The sequence below is a fragment of the Thalassospira sp. A3_1 genome (assembly GCF_017744215.1).
GTDB lineage: Bacteria > Pseudomonadota > Alphaproteobacteria > Rhodospirillales > Thalassospiraceae > Thalassospira > Thalassospira lucentensis_A.
In genome coordinates this window covers 108,403-127,956 of sequence record NZ_JAGHQQ010000006.1, presented here as the reverse complement: position 1 = coordinate 127,956, position 19,554 = coordinate 108,403, and the positions used below count along the sequence as shown (strand labels likewise).

Sequence of the window (19,554 nt, the reverse complement as noted above, 5' to 3'; positions counted from 1 at the left end):
CACCTTAAATTCAAAAAATCTCTCGTCGATGGATTCTTATTATCACAACCTTCCGAATTTTCGATCCTTCTTTTTAAAATTCTTTTCCAACCACAACATCATCCTGAGTCCGGAATACGGAAACAGTTTGGGCCCTGCAAGAAGCTGATTTTCAATTCGGTTTGCGATAACCTCCGAAACTGGTATTACCATTACCAAGCGCATTTTATTCGGAGCTAACCTCATGCCAGTGATCACCTGCGTCGAAGACCTGAAACGTATCTATAAACGTCGCGCACCGCGCATGTTTTACGATTACGCAGAATCCGGAAGCTGGACCGAGCAGACATTCCGTGAAAACACCACCGACTTTCAGGATATTCACCTCCGTCAGCGGGTCGCGATCGACATGGCCGGGCGCTCGACCAAAAGCCAGATGATCGGTCAGGATGTAGCCATGCCTGTCGCCCTTGCCCCGGTCGGACTGACCGGCATGCAATGTGCAGACGGCGAAATCAAGGCTGCCCGCGCGGCTGAAAAGTTCGGTGTCCCGTACACATTGTCGACCATGTCGATCTGTTCGATCGAGGATGTCGCCGAAAACACCTCCAAGCCCTTCTGGTTGCAGGTTTATACGCTTAAGGACGATGATTTCATGAAGCGCCTGTTTGATCGGGCGAAGGCCGCCAAATGCTCGGCTGCGGTCATCACGGTGGACCTTCAGATGCTCGGCCAACGCCACAAGGATCTGAAGAACGGCCTGTCGGCACCGCCCAAGCTGACCGTCAAATCCGTCGCCAACATGATGACAAAGGTGCAGTGGGGGCTGGGCATGCTTGGCACCAAACGCCGCTTCTTTGGTAACATCGTCGGCCATGCCAAGGGGGTTGCCGATCCCTCATCACTGAGCACCTGGACCGCCGAAGCGTTCGATGAATCACTTGATTGGGACCGTATTCGCGAGTTCCGCAAAATGTGGGACGGGCCCTTGATCATCAAGGGGATCATTGATCCGCGTGACGCGCTGGAGGCCCTCAATGTTGGTGCCGACGCCATCATTGTTTCCAACCATGGTGGCCGCCAGCTTGATGGCGCCCTGTCCTCAATCCGTGCATTGCCAGCCATCATGGATGCCGTCGGGGACAAGATTGAAGTCCATCTGGATAGCGGGATCCGTTCCGGCCAGGATGTGCTGAAGGCCTTGGCACTGGGTGCCAAGGGCACCTATATCGGGCGCGCATATGTTTATGGTCTGGGCGCTATGGGCGAAGCCGGCGTAACCAAGGCGCTTGAGATCATTCACAAGGAACTTGAAGTTTCCATGGCGCTTTGCGGCCACACTGACGTGACCAAGGTGGATCGCGATATTCTGATGATCCCGCGCGACTTCTCGGATCGCTGGCAATAACGCGACAGAGACTGCTCTGCCTTTAAACGCGAAACAAAAAACGGCGTCTTTCCTTCGTGAAGACGCCGTTTTTTGTTGGTTTTACTCGGAGACAAAGCAACACCCGCAAAAAGAAAAAACGCCACCCGAAGGTGACGCTTTTCCAATAAAATCGCGAGCCTGATGCCCGAAAACGAATTAACGTTTCGAGAACTGGAAGCTACGACGTGCTTTGGCGCGACCGTATTTTTTACGTTCGACTGCACGCGGGTCACGGGTCAGGAAGCCACCTGCCTTGAGCGACGGACGCAGTGCCGGCTCGAACAGGGTCAGCGCGCGCGAGATACCGTGACGAACGGCACCGGCCTGACCGGAAAGACCACCACCGGTAACGGTGCAAACGACGTCGAACTGATCTTTACGATTGGCAACGCCGAACGGCTGGTTGATCACCATGCGCAGAACCGGACGTGCGAAGTAATCTTCGAACTCGCGGCCATTGACGGTGACTTTACCCGAGCCCGGTTTGATCCAGACGCGTGCAATTGCGTTCTTACGACGACCGGTTGCATAGGAACGGCCCTGTGCGTCGATCTTCGGTTCCGGCAGGGTGCCTTCTGCAGCAGCAGCTTCACCGCCCTGTGCGAGATCCTTGAGATCTTCAAGAGTTTTGGTGTCGGCCATTACTTAGCACTCCGCTTATTCTTGTCGTTCATTGCGGCAAGATCGAGAACTTCCGGCTTCTGTGCATCATGCGGATGCTCGGTACCGGCATAGACGTGCAGCTTGGAAAGAACCTGGCTGCGCAGCGGACCACGGGACATCATACGCTCGACAGCTTTGATGATCACACGTTCCGGATGCTCGCCATTCAGCAGCTTGTCCATGGTGCGTTCTTTGATGCCGCCCGGATAACCGGTGTGCCAGTAAAACTTCTTGTTCTGAAGTTTACGGCCGGTCAGTTTGACTTTTTCGGCATTGACGATGACGATGTGATCGCCACAATCCATGTGCGGGGTAAACATCGCTTTGTGTTTACCACGAAGACGGTTGGCAACAACGGCTGCAAGACGGCCGAGTACGACGTCTTCTGCGTCGACTACAAACCATTTGCGCTCGATGTCACTCGGTGTCGCAGTGAAGGTTTTCATAATTTAATACTCGAAAACTGGGTTCCACGGAGGGAATCGCCCCTCGTTGAAAGTCGGCGCAGTATGCCAGCATTAAACAGGAAAGCAACAGGAATATTTCGTTATATTTCAACAACTTAAATCAATAGGTATTATTTTACCACACTGATTTTCATCATTTTAGACCGGTTTTGGCCCGGTCCCATTTTCCGGTGGCATCGCATAGGTTCCGATGACATGCGCGCAAAGTGCGCCATCAACGGCAGACCGGATGTGGCATTCCGCAATCAGAAGGCGCTTGCCTGCCTTGAGGATTTTTGCCTCCGCCAGCAAATCGCCGGGCTTTGCCCCGGAAAGGAAATGCACCGTTGCCTCGGTCGTAACCGCCAGATCGGCCTTGGGTACCACAAGCCACGCCACCGCATAAAGCGCAATATCAGCCAGCGCAAAGATCGCCGGACCGCAAATAACATTGCCCGGCCGAATGTGCCGTTCATTGAACGGCAGGCGCAGCAGGGCGCGATCCCCCGAAAGCTCCTCTGTCCTGACATTCATATCCCCGACAAACGGGACTTTTTCACGCATGATGGCGTCGAAATCCGCCAATCCGATGCCGGTGCGGGGTGGCATAGCTGTCATATCGGGTTCCTCCCTGTCGCCAACCTTGGACGGATGGCCCTGTTCCCTTTGACCAACAGCCTGACATAACGTTTACGTTAACGTCAACTATTTCAGCATACCTGCCCCTTGGCATAAAGTCACAAACCACCATGTTCCGGCTCAGTTGCCGCCTTTATCTGCCAAGGATTACCGAAAGCTCGATCACCGTCATCCAGATCACCGCAACAATAACGATACCGGTAATCAGAAAGGAGCCGATATTGGGCAGCCATCTTTCCATGCCCCGCCGCCTGATGGCGAATGTATGAACGGGTAATGCAGGTCTGGCCTCCGGTGCGTTCCGTAAAATCCGACTGCCGTGATTGTCGGAACGATACCCGCCGGCTTGGCGATCATCCGCAGATACTGGAAATTCCGGGTTATCATTCGGGGCTTCGCCCGATGGCATTATTGATGCAATGAAATCGATGAACGGGTGATCTTCCGGTCCCTCGTCCGATGCCGCAACATTCGTCTTTCCATTTTTCACATCACTATCCGTATCGCGACCGGATTTGGACGACGATGCCGTCTGGTTTTTGACATGGCGGCGATGTTCCGGGCTCTGATGGTCCGATTGTGGTTCCGGGTCCTGGCCACCGATCTTCTGATCGGCAATATCGGGTTCCGGTGTCAAATCGCCCTGCCCGGGGCGGCGGCGATGAATGCCCGCAGACAGCGTTCTTGATGCCGAAGCATGATGGACACCCGATACAGGCAATCTCTGGCTTTTCATCATCGTCTCCGTTGCCAGATGGTTTGTCCGGTATGCGATGACATCACGGAACAAACAGACATGCGCAATCAACGCGACAACAGAACAGCAAGCTCTGAATATGTCGCGAGGACAACACTCGCAATTACGATACTGACAATCAGGGACGCCCCGACGCGCGGCAGATTTTTCTGCATCCAATCGGTCAGATCAAAGTCAGAACCGGCACCTGAGCCGGACCTTCGAAATCTTGGCCTGACCGGGCCACGCAGGATAACTGTGGGCTTGTCCACTTCATCGTTGGACGCCCAATGATACCGGTTTTCCGGAAGATAAACCGGGTGTCGGTCTTCCTGACCTTTTACGTCACTTTCCATGGCGACTACGGCGGTACCTCCGCCGTCTCCTGCAACAAGGGTTATGTCACACTCTGACCACCTTTCATTGCCGACATACCTTGCCGGTCAATTAAGGCCATCACCCCCTCGTCGTCCAATCTCCCCATTATCTGATCTCGAAACACCGGACAATTTCGTCAAAAGCCCGATGCCTGTCACATGGTTCATTATGCGACAATTATACTAGACGTGAAGATTTAGGCAGGTTTGAGGCAAAATGCAGGATGTATTTTCTATTGCTGATTGTTTTTGCGCTTATCCGCCAATCAGTTTGCCAAGCTCGGTATAGACCAGCACCAGCACATAACCGACCGCAATGGCCGCCACCATATAGGCACCAAGTTTCGGCAGGACCTTGTCAAGCGCCAGCGCATTGCCCCGCGCCCTTGCCTTTTTTTCGGCCTTGGCCTGCCTTGCGGATTTTCGTTTGACAGAATGTGCCTGCGCTTCCCTGGTCACATTGCGCCGCCGGGCTTCTTCCTGACTGACCCAGCTTGAACTGTTATCGGGTAAATCAATATTGCCCGATCCGGTTTTTGATGCCGATTTCAGATCATCGACGCGACCGGTAATATCATTGTGGATGTCCAGACCGGTTTTCGCGCCATCCCCCAAGCCTTCCAGATATTCGCGATATGCACTGCCGTCGGAATAATCCCCGTCCTGCCCGTCATTCTGTGGGGCCTCGGCCTGCGCCACATTCGGTCCCACCTGATGCAGGGCGACATTGCTCGCAAGGAAATGACGATTGGGCTTGGGGCGATCCCCCTGCTTCGCAGCGTTGTGAAGGTCGCCTGCCGTTACCGGTCGGCTTTTTTTCGGGGCTGCCGGTTTGGGCCCGGCCATCGCCGCCCCGGAAATATCGCGCACGGCATCGGGATCAATGGTGCTGGCTTCCGGATCATCCGGATCCACTTCCGGTCGACGGGGCTGAAGAATTTCAGGCACGTCAAAACCGCGACTTAACAACCGCGCACGTGCTTCGGCACGCTGACGTTCCATGTCCCAGTCCATGACCTCCTTGCGGTCATAGCGTTTCATTTTCGTCTTCGCGACCGGCGAAACCGGTTTGCGTTTTTCAACGATCTCCTTGGTGGTGACAAAACGACCAGGAGCGCGTCGCGGCTTACGTTGTTCGTCGTTGCTCATTCCCAATCGTCCTCACATGGGATCGTCGCCCGGCATGAAGCAGTCTTTTTGCATTTTTGGTTTTCAACAAAACCGGGACGTGAAATTCTACAACGACAATATACTGACGCAAAAGTAAAAAACCTGCAGTGCGCGCCATCACAGGGAGGCCCGAATGACCAGCAATTCCCCCACCAGCCATACTGACGCAAACGAACTTGTCCTGCGCGAGGATCAAGGTCCGGTCACGACACTGACCCTGAATGCCCCGCAAAGCCGCAACGCCCTGTCAGGGGCGATGATGGGGGCCCTCCATACCGCACTGGACAAAATCGCTGCTGACGAAACCATCCGTTGCGTGATCCTTGCCGCAAACGGCCCGGCCTTTTGCGCCGGACACGATCTTAAGGAAATGAACGGGATTTCAGCCTGTGACGGCCACGCCGCCCTGTTTTCCCAATGCAGTGCCTTGATGATGCGGATTGTGACCCTGCCCCAGCCGGTGATCGCACGGGTTCACGCTGTGGCCACGGCCGCCGGATGCCAACTGGTCGCAAGCTGTGATCTGGCGGTCGCCGGATCATATGCGAAATTCGCCACGCCCGGGGTCAATATCGGGCTGTTCTGTTCGACCCCGATGGTCGCACTTAGCCGCAACGTATCGCGCAAACACGCGATGCGCATGTTACTGACGGGTGACCCGATTGATGCGCAAACCGCCTGGCAGATGGGGCTGATTTCCGATGTCGCCGAAGATGACGATCTGATCACCGCCACCGATGATCTTGCCAAACGGATCGCATCGCGTTCGGGCATGACGGTTAAACTGGGCAAGGAAGCATTCTATCGCCAGCTCGAAATGCCGCTTTCGGCGGCCTATGATTACGCATCCGGGGTGATGACCAAAAACATGCAGAAACATGACGCCCGCGAGGGCATCGGGGCCTTTGTTGAAAAACGCCATCCGGAATGGCGCCACGAATGATTGCTTTGCCACCTGCGATTTTGCCCTCGACTTCGCAATCGTGATCAGGATTTATGATTGGATGAAAAGCACCTGAAGGAGGGTAAAGATGAATCTTGAAATCTGGCTGGCCTTCGTTCTGGCCTGCACAATCGTTCTGGCCATTCCCGGCCCGACCATCATGCTTGTGGTCAGCTACGCCCTCGGCAAGGGACGTCAGACCGCATGGGCAACCGTTCCCGGTGTGGCGCTTGGCGATCTGACGGCGATGACGATTTCGCTGGCTGGTGCCGGTGCATTGCTGGCGACATCGGCAAATGCCTTTACCGTGCTGAAATTATGCGGGGCGGGATATCTGATTTATCTTGGCATCAAGATGCTGCGGGAAAAACCGGGCACACTTGAAGACAATCCCGATGCCAAACGCAACCGGCCGTCCCGCATGTTCCTGCAGGCCTATATCGTGACGGCCCTGAACCCTAAGGGCATCGTGTTCTTTATCGCCTTTGTGCCGCAATTCGTGAATGCATCAATGCCGGTCGTTCCCCAATTCGTCATCATGACCGCGACCTTCGTCTCGCTGGCGGCGGTCAATGTTGCGATCTGGGCAATCATGGCCGGTGCCCTGCGCGAAAAATTCCGTAAACCAGCCGCCATGCGCCGCCTGACGCGTGCCGGCGGCGCGGTGATGATTGGTGCGGGCCTTCTGACCGCCCTTACCCGCCGCGCGAGCGCTGCGGTCTGACAAACAGGCTAGACGCGATCTGGCCAAGCCATTCACGGCCAATCGCATCGCGCCCGAACAGGCTGATGACTGCAACGAACAACCCGCTCAGCAGCACATTCCATGCCGGGCGCAATGGCCACATGAATTCAAGATTGGCGGCAAAAACAGCCGATGGCGGTACACCGGTCGCCAATCCGTACCACGCATATTCGATCCCTGCGGTTGCCAGCCCCGCCAGAACCGCAATTGATATCAGAACAAGCGGCGATCGCAGCGACCAGTCACGGGCATGCGCCATGCGATACAGCATCAGGGCGACAAAGAATCCCGACATCAGGGTCGCTTCGCTGACATCGATTTTCGACTGCATGAAGAAATGAAGGGCCGCAAGAACACCGATGCCATAGCTGATCCTGTGCAATCGGGTCCAGTTCTTGCCCAGCCTGCGCATCGCTGATTTGGTTGACGTCACCCCAAGGATAACAAGCCCCGTCAACGCCACAAAGCCGATGGTCAGATAAATCCGCACCAGAATTTCATTGGCAACGCGCCAGACATCCCACGACTGGCTCAGCATATATAACAACAGATGGATCACGGCATATGCAAGGGCGGCCAAACCGACCTGACGCCGGATCTGGACAAGCTTGCTCGCGCGTGTAATCCGGCGAAGTGGCGTGATCAAAAGCGAGATCAGCAACATTCTGATTGCCCAGTCCCCGCTTTCAAGGATCGCTTCCTTGACCGGAATGGTCGCCCCGCCTTCGGCAATGACCGGCCATAGAATGAAACAGCCCGGCACAAGCAGCAAAACAAACACAGTCAGTTTGAAAACCGAAAATCTGCCGGACGGATCAAGCCACGGATACATGCAGGGCACCTTTGATATTTTGCGCGTTTGGAATCATATCCCTTACTCAACCCGGTTTTTCACGCCCCGTCAGTTAAATCCGCCATCAACTTTCTGCGAGCGCCGCGGCATCACACAATCCCGACGCCAGAAGATTGCGGCAACAGATCAAAACCTTATGTATCATACAGATATAACGATGCCGTATCGCAAACCAAAGGCAGATGACATGAGCGATTTTAAGAATCCCGACGACAATGCCACCCAGGCACTGCTTGAACGCACCCGAACCATTGCACTGGTCGGCGCCAGCCCCAAACCCGAACGCCCGTCAAACGGCGTTATGAAGTTCCTGCTGTCGCGCGGCTATCACGTTATCCCGGTCAATCCCGGTCAGGCAGGTGGTGAGATCCATGGCCAGAAAGTCGTCGCCACCTTGGCCGATATTTCCGAACCGGTCGATATGGTCGATATCTTCCGCAATAGCGAGGATGCCGGTGGTGTGGTTGACGAGGCGATCGCGATAGGTGCCAAATCCATCTGGATGCAGCTTGGCGTGATCAATGTCGGTGCCGCGACCCGCGCACAGGATGCCGGGCTTGATGTCGTGATGAACCGCTGCCCCGCGATTGAAATTCCCCGGCTGTTTGCCCCGGACTGGAAAGTCGCCTGAGCAATCATTCACCGAGACAAAAACCAAAAAGGCACTGCATTTGCAGTGCCTTTTCTTTGCTCTCAGCAGGCCATCATCAGCCGCGACCGCAGATTTTCATAAGATCGGGGACAAGCCCCTGATTGCCGATAAAGACCGGCTGTACCGCGCTTGTTACCGTATAGGTGGTCGTGGCTTCGTTCACCAGCGGATCGTAAAGACCGGCCGTTTCCATAACCAGCGACATCACACCATCGGACTTGATCCGAAGTGCTGCAAACCCGTTGGCATATTCGGTACGCGCGCATTCTTTGCCAAGAATCTGATCAAACTGTTCGACCAGCGCATAACGCGGGTTTTCGACCAGATGATCGCGTTTGGCGACGGCTCCGGCAATCAAACCCGCACGGGGGATATATTTGCCAAACCGGACTTGCGATTGAACGATATATCCGTCGGGGAAATAGACCGCGACATCTTCCGCAAGAAGAATCCGGTCGCCAACAACCTGGCCGGACCGCAGCAACGCCTTGATTCGTTTACCGGGAATTTCGCCAGAGAATACATTGAAGCTAAGGTATTTTCCGTCACCGCGCTCGGCAGCATACAACTTTTCAAAAGGAACCGGTGGCGTCTTATCTGCAGCTTGACCTTGCTCGGCGAAACTTCCTGAGATTACCAAAACGGCCATCGCGCAGATACCGGCACCGCGCAATGAACGGCACAAATTTCTGATCATTTTCCCCCGTCTCTCCCTTTCGCGGCTGGGATGTCTCGCAGACATTAGGTGTATTGCGCCCAATTTCAACCGTTATTCACATGCCCGACTGTGTATTTGATCGAGTTTCCATAAAAAACAACGGGGTGGCATAATGCCACCCCGTTGCCAAAGATTTGGTAAATGACCGCGAATTAGTCGATCGAGATCGTCACACGACGGTTACGCGGTTCGCGAACACCATCCGGAGTCGGGATCAGCAGTTCGCCTTCACCAACGGCCTCGCTGTCGACCTTGTCAGCCGTAACACCACGATTGGTCAGCTCGGAAAGTGCTGCGGCCGCACGACGCTCGGACAGGCCCTGGTTGTAGGTTGCCGGACCAGACGCATCGGTATGGCCAACAACGGTAACGTTGCTCATGCTCGAAGCCCACTGCTCGGCAGCGGCATCAAGAACACGCTCGGAAACCGGGGTGATGGCGGTGCTGTCAAAGTCGAAGAAGATGGTGAACAGACGCGGTGCTGCTGCAACCGGTGCCGGGGTGGCAACCATTTCAGGCTCCGCACGAAGTTCGGCCATCGCGGCTTCGAAATCTTTCCAGCACTGGCTGATCAGTTCGGTCTGCCAGCCTTCTTCGCTTTCTTCAATCCAGCAATCATAACGGGCCTGCGCAATTGCGGCAGTATCCGGTTTCTCTTCACGCTTGCCATCGTCAAGAAGCGCGATCAGTTCATCACGAACTGCACGTTTCTGTGCGATTTCTTCGGCGTCAAAACGCCAGTTGGCCGGATCTTCCGGAAGGATGGTTTCGTTTTCAGCGACTTTGCCTGCTTTCTTCGCAAAGAAGTCGGCGTCGAAGAAATCGTACCATTCGTCGGCTTCACGCTGTGCGTAGGCGATATATTCGGCTTTAAGCGCCTTGCCAAATGCGGTGGTCGGCTCGGCACCGGTCACGGCTTCATTGACAGAGCTGCCATAGGTCAGCGGGTTACCACCGTACATGACGGCCGTACCCGAATTGTCGACACTGCTACACGCGCTAAGAAGGGCGACGCCCCCGATAGCACAAATAAAAGACGGACGAAGCTGCATGTTTTTGCCCCTATAGTTCAGGTTGTTATTCAGTAACCTACAATATCACCAATGATGGTCATATTATGTCTCTAAACGACCGAAAATGCGAAAAGTTCCATGACATTAGGTTCAAGTGGTATTTTGAGGTCACTTTTCAAGATCGCCTAAACCTGCGATGCTACCAGTTAATACGGTAGTATGATTAAACTAGACTACAACTTTGGCACCGAGCAAGCGAGGTTTAAATGATGGAAACAGATATGGCGACAATTGCAGAGATGCTGAAAGCATTTGCGCTGGGGTTCGGACTGGACCTGCTTGGCGCAATTCTTATTCTGATTGTCGGCTGGTGGGTTGCCGGTCGTGCGGCAGCATTGGTTCGTCATTCTCTCAGAAACGCAAAATTTGTCGACACGACGATCAAGCCGCTGGCCGCAAGCATCGTACGCTATGTGATTCTGATCATTGTCCTGATCGCAGTCCTGTCGAACTTCGGTGTGCAAACCGCAAGCATCATCGCCGTTCTGGGTGCCGCCGGTCTCGCCATCGGTCTGGCTCTGCAAGGTACATTGTCCAATATTGCCGCCGGTGTAATGATCCTGGTCCTGCGTCCGTTAAAGGTCGACGAATTTGTTGAAGCAGGTTCCGTTTCGGGCACGGTCGTTGAAATCACCCTGTTCACCACACTGTTTAAAACAGCCGATGGTGTGTTTATTTCCGCCCCGAATTCGCAAATCTGGAACAGCGCGATCAAAAACTATTCGCGGAATCCGACCCGCCGTCTGGATATCAAGGTTGGTATTTCCTATGACGATGATGTCGATGCCGCACTCGACTTCCTCAAAAATCTGGTCGCAAGCGATCCACGCGTCTTGAAAGATCCGGAACCCATGAGTTTCGTTGCGACCCTTGGCGAAAGCTCGGTTGATCTGACCGCACGCGGCTGGACCAATACGGCGGACTTCTGGGCGACCTTCTGGGACCTCAGCCGCCGCTCGAAAACCGAACTGGAAGCTGCCGGTTTCTCGATTCCCTTCCCGCAACGCGATCTGCATATCAAGGAAGGTGCCGAAACGGCATCAACGGTCGCTCCGGCCAAGTCTGCACCTGCCACATCGACCCCGGCGAAAAAGCCCGCAGCCCGCAGCACGGCAGCCAAACCGGCAACCAAGACAGCCGCGACAAAAACCGCCGCGACCAAATCCACGGCTGCCAAAAAACCCGCAGCCAGCAAATCAACAACCACCAAAAGCTGATTTGTCATAAAAATTTGATCTGCCAAAGGCGGCCCCACCCGGGCCGTCTTTTTTTATTTTACGCAGCCCCTCCCAATCGTTTTCGCGCGTAGTAGCCCGCTGTTACCCGCTGATCCCCGCCATGGTCTATAGTTTCAGGATCACACCAAACGGGAGGATAAAATAATGTCAGCGAAAAAAATCCTGATGCTCGTCGGCGATTATGCCGAAGATTACGAAACCATGGTTCCGTTCCAGACCCTGCTTGCCGTCGGTCATTCGGTTGATGCCGTCTGTCCGGACAAAAAGGCCGGTGACACCGTTGCAACCGCCATTCACGACTTTGAAGGCGATCAGACTTACAGCGAAAAACGCGGTCACAATTTTGCGCTGAATGCCGATTTCGCAAAAGCCCGCGTCGAAGATTACGACGCCCTTCTGATTCCCGGCGGTCGTGCACCGGAATATCTGCGCCTGAACGAGGATGTCATCCGTCTGGTCCGTGACTTCAACGATGCGGACAAGCCGATTGCCGCCGTCTGCCACGGTGCGCAAATTCTGGCCGCTGCCGATATCATCAAGGACCGTCGTGTATCGGCCTATCCGGCCTGCGCCCCCGAAGTACGCCTTGCTGGCGGGACCTATGCCGAAATCGCGATTGATGATGCCTGCATCGATGGCAATCTCGTCACCGCCCCGGCATGGCCAGCCCATCCGAAATGGCTGGCCGGGTTCCTGACCTTGCTGGGTACCGAAATCACCCACTAAGGTGTTTTCGCGCAATCACCGATTGCGTTTCCGGGCCATATGCCGGACCATAAACCTGTAACCGACCACCGGCGTCATATCGCCGGTGGCAAAACAGGAGAGGTCGTCATCATGTGTCAGATCTATTCCGGCACCGATCCCGAACTTTATCAATCTGTCAGTCGCTCGCTTCGCATCAATGGCATGGTCACGAGTGTCCGGCTCGAACAACGCTTCTGGCAAATCCTTGATGAAATTGCCGCCGGCGAAGGGTTCAGCACACCGCAATTTCTGGGAAAACTGCACGACGAAGTCGTCAGCCAGCGCGATGACATTCCCAACTTCGCATCGCTTCTGCGCGTGGTCTGCACCGTCTATCTCGAACATCAGGCGGGGATCGCGGTCACGCCGGAAACGACAAAACCCGCCAGACGTCTGGCGGGCTGATCAGTTTTTTCGGTGTTGTGGTCTGTCAGTTAAGCCAGGACGCAATTTCGCGCGTGCTGAAACCGCCACTTGACTGCATGGATGGCACGCCAGGGCGCCTCAGGGCCGGTTGTTGCGGCTTGATGATCGCGTTGCGGCTTTGCAAGCCTGCCGCTGCGCCATAATCCAGTGACGAGCCACCAAACCAGTTTTTTGACGTTTCCGGCACGTCTGTTGTGGCCGTTTTTGCCCGTGCCTTGCTTTCGTATATCCAGCGCAATTCCTGTTTCAGGGTCTGGTATTCCGGCGTATCGGGGGCAGAGTTAACCTCGTTAACAATCTGCACCTTGACCATCTGCGGAAACTTGTCGAGCCGCTCCAGCAGCATGAATTTCACGCTTGGCCGCACTGCATCCGAACGCATCAGTTTCATCACCAACCGGCGATAAATATCGATCCGCAGATTGCCATGCGACGCCAGCTCGATAAATTCCTCGACGAATTCACGGGCCGCCATCTTGCCATCAAGAAGGGCGCGCAAATTGCCCGCCATCGCCCGGCGATAGGCTTCGCGAATTTCAACAACATGGTTGCTTGCGCGATTGCGCACCAGCTGGAAGGCTTCCGGACTGAATGCATTGCGCGACAACAGCTTGGCGCAATCCGCCACCAGCTCGTGCTTGGTTGCATCCGATACGACTTCAAAAACCCCGGTAATCAGTTCCTTGCATTTGGCGTGCGGTCCCATGCGGATCGCCGCGGCCAGGGCCATCGGACTTTCCGGGTCCTTGGTCGCAATCACGGCAAGCGCAAGCGGATCGTCATACTGCATCAATGCCAGATCATTGCTCAGCAAATGCTCCGGCATCAAAAGGCGCTGCTGGGAACCCGCCCCCATAACAGTCAGTGGTTCACCGCTAAGATAATTGTCTTTGATGGAAAGGGCATATTTCAACCCGTCGTAGGAGATCCCGAGATCCTTGCGCATCCCGTTTATTCTCCCTTCGGCCCCTGGGGTCGTTCATCCGACAGGCGGCGTGTACGACCAGACTTTTCCGGACTACGTGACGATGTCGCACCCGCAGCACGACCACGTGGTCCGGAAGGCTGAAGCTCGTTGAAGAAATCGATATACCAGTCCATATCCGTCGATGCCATGGCATAACGGCCGCCCGCAGCCGGACGCTCGATGCTGTCTTCGGGGATTGCGGCACTCATCTGCAAAACGACGGCCGACGGGGCTGACATCCCCGCACGCCACGCCAGCGCGGTGATCGCGCGTGCGCTTCCCGAATCAAGGATTTTGGAAACGATTGCCGCAGGCATCTGCGCATAATGCGCAAGGCTCTGAACCACAAGCGCGTCTTCATTGCGCGACAGCGCATCAAGAATGTAATGATCAATGGTTACCGGCTCGGCAACGCCGCCCTGCTCGCCCGCGTCATCCTGCATCGCATCGTCAAGATCATGCTCGGACGATACCGGTGCCGTGCGATTCACGATACGGTTTTCGAACTTTGCCTTTTCAATGCGCTGGCGCACCGACTGGCGCATGGCACGCGCCACTTCGGCCCGCATACGGCCCCGTTCAACCAGCGTATCAAACAGCGACGCCAGAATGAAATGCGCCACACGGCGTTGTGCCTGGCGTGAAATCTTGTTGCGGCCATCCATCATCTCACCAAGCGGTGTTTTGCTGGATGTCTCTTTCTTGCTGCCGAACTGCGGCGTCAGGGCAACCACATTACGCGGCGCATCATCCGATGACAGCAACCGGTTCAGCAACCCGCCCTTTTCCTTTTCCGAACGATCGCGCGCAAGACGTGCCTGTGCGGCGGCCTCCTGTTCGGCTTCAAGTTTTTCGGCCGCGGTCTGAACGAATTCGCCGCGCCCGCGCAGAATATCAAGGAAATCCGCATCGCTCAGAAGTTCAACATATTCCCCAAGCGACACCCGGCCAATCGCCGCAATATCCTGACGCAGACGCATCGCGGCCTGGCGGGTCATATAGGGGGTGTGGCTCAGTTCCTGCTCGATCAGGGCGATGACCTGCGGGCGATAACAATCTGCCATATTGCCGATTGCGGTAACAAACTCCTCGACCATGTCGAGGCGCTCGGACGGGCTAAGCTCGCTCAGATGGCGCCGCAGGCGGCGCGCCACATCCATGCGGACATCGCTGTCAAAATCAGGCTGGCCGTCCTGATCCTCGTCATCATCGACAAGATCGGCAGACATGCGCGCGGCATAATCGATGCCGCTTTGGGCTGCCTGATCATCAGAATCTTTTTTACGCGGGATTCGGGCTGCACGCGAATTTGCCTGCTCCGCCGCGCCAAACTCGTCTGGCGCGATGCTCCGGACCGTTTCCGCCAGATCACGAAGCTTGGCCGCCGACTTGTCGTCAAGCGCACCGTCATCCTTCGATTTCTGCCGATTGAACATCCAGTTCAGCATTATCGCAGCAATTCCCCTGATCCCCTGCCTTGCGGCATATCGGCGCCAACCCCTTGCAACACCGACGTTTTTTATCTGGCCTTGGATTGCTTATAGCAAAGCAATCCTCCCCAAACAACAATACAAGAGCCAAAAACCTTTTAAACTCATGGTCATGGCTCAATCCCCGCAAAACACGGAGATATATCCCATAACACTCTGACTATTACGGCAAACACTCAAAAAAGCATTAACAATACAGTCCACTATCCGGCGATATAACGGGCTTCCCGGTTTTATTCATGCATCGGCATAAAAAACGGGCGGCATATTGCCGCCCGTCCCGTTTTATCGCGCAATGGCCTGATCAGTTTTTCGATGTCAGCCACGCAATGCGCAGAATATTGGTAGCCCCCGGCGTACCGAATGGCACGCCAGCCGTAATCACCAGCGAATCACCGGTGCCCGCAAATTCCTCGCGCTTGGCGACTTCGCAGGCAATGCCGACCATTTCGGCAAAGTTGGTGGCATCACGGGTAAAGACCGCATGCACGCCCCAGCAAAGCGTCATGCGACGGGCTGTCTGAATTTTCGGTGTCAGACCAAGGATCGGAACTTCCGGCCGTTCACGCGCCGCACGAAGCGATGTCGATCCCGACGTGGTATAGGTCACCACCGCCTTGGCACCAATCGTACCGGCCACCTGACGGGCCGCCGCACTGATCGCGTCCGGTGCGTTATGTTCGGGGTCCGGACGGTTGGCATCGCGCAGACGATAATAAAGTTCGTCCTGTTCGACCCGGATCATGATCCGGTCCATGATGCTGACGGTTTCGATCGGATATTTGCCAACCGCACTTTCCGCCGAAAGCATTACCGCATCGGCACCATCATAAATGGCGGTTGCAACGTCGGATGCCTCGGCACGGGTCGGTGCCGGGTTGCTGACCATCGAGTCCAGCATCTGGGTCGCGACAATCACCGGCTTGCCGGCTTCGCGGCAGGCCTTGATGATGCGTTTCTGCAGGATCGGAACATCTTCCGGCGGGCATTCAACGCCAAGATCGCCACGTGCGACCATGATGATGTCCGAAAGGGCGACGATTTCGTCAAGATGTTCAATCGCCTGCGGCTTTTCCAGTTTGGAAACAATCGCCGCACGACCATTGATGATCTTGCGTGCTTCGGCAACGTCTTCGGGACGCTGGACGAAGGACAGTGCGACGAAATCAACACCCATCTCAAGACCGTAATCCAGATCGATGCGATCCTTATCAGTCAGGGGGGACATCGGCAACATCACGTCAGGCAGGTTAACGCCCTTGCGGTTCGAAAGCGGACCACCGGTAATCACCGTGCATTCGGCCGACTTGCTATCACATTTTTCCACCCGCATGCGCAGCTTGCCATCGTCAAGCAACAGGTTCGCACCAGGCTTGAGTGCTGCGAAAACTTCGGGATGGGGCAACGAAACGCGGTTTTTGTCACCCGGCTTTTTGTCCATGTCAAAATGGAAGGTGGCACCGGCTTCAAGTTCGATCTTCTCGTCGGCAAAAGTACCGCACCTGATCTTCGGGCCCTGCAAATCCATCAGCACGCCAATCGGACGGCCAAGCTTGGCCTCGACTTCGCGGATTGTTTCAAAACGCGCCTGATGCTCCGCATGCTCACCATGCGAGAAATTCAGCCGGAATACATCAACACCCGCCTTGACGATCTTTTCCAGAGTTTCCGGATGCGAGCTCGCTGGCCCCAGGGTTGCGATGATCTTCGCCTTACGTTGTCGGCGCATCGGCTATTACCTCTTGTTTTTCGGTTTCCATTGGGTCTCTCCGCTTCGGCCATAGCTTCCCGGCGAGGCGTCGAGACGTCCTGATTTTTTTCTGGGGGTAACCCCTTAATAGTCAATCAAGCCCTGTTTGAATAGGGACTTTTCGCCAAATGCCTTTACAAAAATGTGATTTTTCGCTGGACAATTACAAGCAGGCACTCCTTTAAAGAAGCAGTGCAGCATTTCAAAGCTGGCCGCCGGCCCTGCCCGGCAATCGCATTGGCACCCACGCGATAGAAACAGCGCGCAGACAGATCGGGGACCGGACAAATGAGCAAATGGCATCATCGTTTTCTGGGACTGGCATCCCATATTGCCGAATGGTCAAAGGACCGCAGCACCCAGGTCGGCGCCGTTGTCATCGGCCCCAAAAAGGAAATTCGCGCCGTCGGTTATAACGGTTTTCCGCGCGGCGTTGACGACAATATCGAAAGCCGCCATCAGCGCCCGGAAAAATACGCCTATACCGAACATGCCGAACGCAATGCGATTTATAATGCCAGCTACACCGGTACATCGCTTGACGGGTGCGCGCTTTATGTCACCCACTTCCCGTGCTGCGACTGCGCACGCGCCATCATTCAGGCGGGCATCGCCGAGGTCTTTGTCGATAAAAGCAAACTCACACCTGATTTTCTGGAACGCTGGCAACAGGACATGATCATCTCGACCGAAATGTTTGGCGAGGCAGGTGTCGCCGTTAAGGTCATTGACGAAGAAGGCACAACCGAACCCCTTCCCGATGCCGTTCCGGATCATTCGTGAACGCCCCCTTTTAATTTTGTCCGCTCGCCCAATATACGGTGATCCGTGGGATTACGAGCACGAGCAAAAAGAACGTAAACGTCGTTTGTTCAATACCTGCACAAGGTTAGGCGTCAGTATTTGTCAGATTTTACTGCTGATAAAACACCGCTTTGGCCTTGCCGCTAATCAGACAAAGGTATAAGCATTTAGTACCACGGTAGTACGATCATCACGCAAAAAAGGTCCTGACCGGAACAAGGACCGGGATCGTGACGACGCACAGGATAGAAGGCCGGATGAGCGCAAAGATCGATTTCAGTAAAATCAGTTTTCTGGTCGTCGACGGCGACAAGATTTCGGCCCAGGTAGTCTTCGATACCCTTTCGTATCTTGGTGCGACAGCCGTACAGCGTGTGCGATCCCCGAACGATGCGTTCGAGGTTCTCCGAACCCAGCAGATTGATATCATCGTTACGGAATGGCGCCTGCGCGGGATGGATGGTCTTGAATTCCTTGATGTTCTCAGGAATTCCGTCAATTCGCCCAACCGCTTTATTCCGGTAATCATGTTGACGGCACATTCGGAGCAACGATACGTCACAACTGCGCGTGATCTCGGCATTACGGAATTTCTTGCCAAACCGTTCAATGCCAAGGCACTTTACAGCAGACTGGTATCGGTCATTACCCGTCCGCGGCATTTCGTGAATACCGGCACCTATTTTGGTCCGGATCGCCGCCGCAGACAGGTCGCCTTCGATGGGCCCGACAGACGGAGCCCTGATGATTAATGACCCATTATGATTGGGGGACCGGAGCAATCGTGACGCCCGAAAAGAAAAAGAAAAAAGCCCAGATCATTCCGCCTCAGACGGATCTGAAGCGGCGTGCGGTCAATTTCGTCAAGGGCTTTGACATCAATCTGTCCCCTGAACAGCTCGAAGAACTCGAAAAAGTCGTTCAGCGCAGCACCGAGACTTTCGTTCGCGATATCGGCAAGGAACTTGCCGATTGCCGGAAACTCGTTGTCGAGGCTGTCAGCAACAATTCAAAGGCACCGGCCGCACTGGAAAACAGTGCCGACCTCGCCTATTCGGTCAAGGCACTTGGCGGCACGTTCCAGTATCCGCTGATGACGCAAATTGCAAAATCGCTTGAGATCTTTGTTGCGGACCGGACGACTGCCAACATGAAGCAGCTTCTGGTCATTCAGCTTCACATTGATTCTCTTTATGTCATTCTGGCAAGTCGCGTCACTGGGTTTGGCACCACCGTCGAACAGGCAACTGTCGCCGCCCTGACAAAGCTTGCCGAACGCTACGAATTGCCGCGCGAATAACCGGATTTTCGGGATGCGGTGACAGCCCGCCATCGGCAGCACATTTCAATTTCACTGCGCATCCCTGCCCCCGTTTATTACCGGGAAAATCATCTGCCTGGCCGCATTCCGGTCGTCGTCAATGGCGCGGTCGATATGCGCATCAATCCGTTCCAGCCGCTCGGTAATATCGGGCAGACGATCCATGATCCATTGCCGGACATCATCATTGTCCCCGGTCAATGCCGCATTCTGCCCGCTCCACAACAGCACCAGACTGCGCACGATCCGCAGATCGCACATCGCCATCTCGCCCGGACGGGTCGAATACGCCGCCTTTGATGGCTTCGTCGCAAGATGGGTCGCCAAACCGGCGTCTATGTCGTCAAGCACGGCAAGGATCGTATCGGTCATCAGGCCCCCGCGTCGG

At 55.1% G+C, this 19,554-nt stretch carries 22 protein-coding genes; 10 read left to right on the top strand and 12 right to left on the bottom strand.

The genetic code is table 11. From position 1 onward, the window contains the following. The first annotated feature begins 223 nt into the window (after positions 1–223). Positions 224–1,387 (top strand): alpha-hydroxy acid oxidase, encoded by a 1,164-nt coding sequence (locus tag J7395_RS19995; RefSeq protein ID WP_209223400.1) that lies wholly within the window; start codon positions 224–226, stop codon positions 1,385–1,387. Between the two features lie 177 nt (positions 1,388–1,564). Here J7395_RS19995 and rpsI read toward each other — a convergent pair whose 3' ends face one another. The 5 genes from rpsI to J7395_RS19970 form a co-directional block, all read right to left on the bottom strand. After that, the gene (rpsI, locus tag J7395_RS19990; protein ID WP_062951801.1) at positions 1,565–2,050 is read right to left on the bottom strand and encodes a 30S ribosomal protein S9; all 486 of its coding nucleotides are present in this window, start codon (positions 2,048–2,050) and stop codon (positions 1,565–1,567) included. Further along, positions 2,050–2,517: a 50S ribosomal protein L13 gene (rplM, locus tag J7395_RS19985; RefSeq protein WP_007091636.1), complete on the bottom strand. Its 468-nt coding sequence runs from the start codon at positions 2,515–2,517 to the stop codon at positions 2,050–2,052. The genes rpsI and rplM overlap by 1 nt, the downstream gene beginning before the upstream one ends. A 159-nt stretch (positions 2,518–2,676) precedes the next feature. After that, complete coding sequence (locus tag J7395_RS19980; protein ID WP_209223398.1) at positions 2,677–3,135, bottom strand: PaaI family thioesterase; 459 nt, start codon at positions 3,133–3,135, stop codon at positions 2,677–2,679. 154 nt (positions 3,136–3,289) lie between these two features. Continuing rightward, positions 3,290–3,892 carry a hypothetical protein gene (locus J7395_RS19975; RefSeq protein ID WP_209223396.1) on the bottom strand — a complete coding sequence of 201 codons (603 nt, stop codon included), beginning with the start codon at positions 3,890–3,892 and terminating at the stop codon, positions 3,290–3,292. A 632-nt stretch (positions 3,893–4,524) separates the two neighbouring features. Beyond that, positions 4,525–5,418, bottom strand: coding sequence for a hypothetical protein (locus tag J7395_RS19970; protein WP_209223394.1), 894 nt, complete (start codon positions 5,416–5,418; stop codon positions 4,525–4,527). Positions 5,419–5,572: 154 nt separating this feature from the next. Here J7395_RS19970 and J7395_RS19965 point away from each other — a divergent pair, with 154 nt between their 5' ends. Both J7395_RS19965 and J7395_RS19960 read left to right on the top strand, forming a co-directional pair. Then, a complete protein-coding gene (locus J7395_RS19965; RefSeq protein WP_209223391.1) occupies positions 5,573–6,382 on the top strand; it encodes an enoyl-CoA hydratase in 810 nt (269 codons plus the stop codon). An 88-nt stretch (positions 6,383–6,470) separates the two neighbouring features. Next, complete coding sequence (locus J7395_RS19960; protein ID WP_209223389.1) at positions 6,471–7,106, top strand: LysE family translocator; 636 nt, start codon at positions 6,471–6,473, stop codon at positions 7,104–7,106. On the opposite strand, the gene J7395_RS19955 is transcribed toward J7395_RS19960, so the two are convergent. Beyond that, the gene (locus J7395_RS19955; protein ID WP_209223387.1) at positions 7,078–7,959 is read right to left on the bottom strand and encodes a protein-methionine-sulfoxide reductase heme-binding subunit MsrQ; all 882 of its coding nucleotides are present in this window, start codon (positions 7,957–7,959) and stop codon (positions 7,078–7,080) included. The two genes, J7395_RS19960 and J7395_RS19955, sit on opposite strands and share 29 nt — an antisense overlap. Before the next feature lie 208 nt (positions 7,960–8,167). Here J7395_RS19955 and J7395_RS19950 point away from each other — a divergent pair, with 208 nt between their 5' ends. Beyond that, complete coding sequence (locus tag J7395_RS19950; RefSeq protein ID WP_097051441.1) at positions 8,168–8,611, top strand: CoA-binding protein; 444 nt, start codon at positions 8,168–8,170, stop codon at positions 8,609–8,611. Between the two features lie 76 nt (positions 8,612–8,687). Here J7395_RS19950 and J7395_RS19945 read toward each other — a convergent pair whose 3' ends face one another. Together J7395_RS19945 and J7395_RS19940 are read right to left on the bottom strand one after the other, a co-directional pair. Continuing rightward, positions 8,688–9,329 (bottom strand): hypothetical protein, encoded by a 642-nt coding sequence (locus J7395_RS19945; RefSeq protein ID WP_062951793.1) that lies wholly within the window; start codon positions 9,327–9,329, stop codon positions 8,688–8,690. 173 nt (positions 9,330–9,502) lie between these two features. Next, entirely contained in the window at positions 9,503–10,402 is a 900-nt protein-coding gene (locus tag J7395_RS19940) for an OmpA family protein (protein WP_062951792.1), read from the bottom strand. A gap of 227 nt (positions 10,403–10,629) precedes the next feature. On the opposite strand from J7395_RS19940, the gene J7395_RS19935 reads away from it, so the two are divergent. From J7395_RS19935 to J7395_RS19925, 3 genes are all read left to right on the top strand, one after another. Continuing rightward, a complete protein-coding gene (locus tag J7395_RS19935; protein ID WP_247742317.1) occupies positions 10,630–11,640 on the top strand; it encodes a mechanosensitive ion channel domain-containing protein in 1,011 nt (336 codons plus the stop codon). 165 nt (positions 11,641–11,805) lie between these two features. Then, positions 11,806–12,387 carry a DJ-1/PfpI family protein gene (locus J7395_RS19930; RefSeq protein ID WP_062951790.1) on the top strand — a complete coding sequence of 194 codons (582 nt, stop codon included), beginning with the start codon at positions 11,806–11,808 and terminating at the stop codon, positions 12,385–12,387. Between the two features lie 39 nt (positions 12,388–12,426). Beyond that, positions 12,427–12,813, top strand: a complete 387-nt coding sequence (locus tag J7395_RS19925; RefSeq protein ID WP_231858252.1) for a ribbon-helix-helix domain-containing protein — start codon at positions 12,427–12,429, stop codon at positions 12,811–12,813. Between the two features lie 25 nt (positions 12,814–12,838). Here the strand turns inward: J7395_RS19925 and J7395_RS19920 are convergent, their stop codons facing one another. The 3 genes from J7395_RS19920 to pyk all read right to left on the bottom strand — a co-directional run bounded on the left by J7395_RS19920 (position 12,839) and on the right by pyk (position 17,020). Beyond that, a complete protein-coding gene (locus J7395_RS19920) occupies positions 12,839–13,780 on the bottom strand; it encodes a hypothetical protein (protein ID WP_062958241.1) in 942 nt (313 codons plus the stop codon). 5 nt (positions 13,781–13,785) lie between these two features. Then, positions 13,786–15,249, bottom strand: a complete 1,464-nt coding sequence (locus J7395_RS19915; protein WP_062951787.1) for a DUF2336 domain-containing protein — start codon at positions 15,247–15,249, stop codon at positions 13,786–13,788. Positions 15,250–15,595: 346 nt separating this feature from the next. After that, the gene (gene pyk / locus J7395_RS19910) at positions 15,596–17,020 is read right to left on the bottom strand and encodes a pyruvate kinase (protein WP_209223383.1); all 1,425 of its coding nucleotides are present in this window, start codon (positions 17,018–17,020) and stop codon (positions 15,596–15,598) included. A 309-nt stretch (positions 17,021–17,329) separates the two neighbouring features. Here pyk and J7395_RS19905 point away from each other — a divergent pair, with 309 nt between their 5' ends. The 3 genes from J7395_RS19905 to J7395_RS19895 all read left to right on the top strand — a co-directional run bounded on the left by J7395_RS19905 (position 17,330) and on the right by J7395_RS19895 (position 19,145). Further along, entirely contained in the window at positions 17,330–17,824 is a 495-nt protein-coding gene (locus J7395_RS19905) for a dCMP deaminase family protein (protein WP_062951785.1), read from the top strand. Positions 17,825–18,102: 278 nt separating this feature from the next. Then, positions 18,103–18,597, top strand: a complete 495-nt coding sequence (locus tag J7395_RS19900; RefSeq protein ID WP_007091654.1) for a response regulator — start codon at positions 18,103–18,105, stop codon at positions 18,595–18,597. After that, the gene (locus tag J7395_RS19895; protein ID WP_062951784.1) at positions 18,597–19,145 is read left to right on the top strand and encodes a hypothetical protein; all 549 of its coding nucleotides are present in this window, start codon (positions 18,597–18,599) and stop codon (positions 19,143–19,145) included. The genes J7395_RS19900 and J7395_RS19895 overlap by 1 nt, the downstream gene beginning before the upstream one ends. A 51-nt stretch (positions 19,146–19,196) precedes the next feature. On the opposite strand, the gene J7395_RS19890 is transcribed toward J7395_RS19895, so the two are convergent. Further along, on the bottom strand, positions 19,197–19,538 hold the full coding sequence (locus tag J7395_RS19890) for a hypothetical protein (RefSeq protein ID WP_209223381.1): 342 nt from the start codon (positions 19,536–19,538) through the stop codon (positions 19,197–19,199). Positions 19,539–19,554 lie beyond the last annotated feature (16 nt).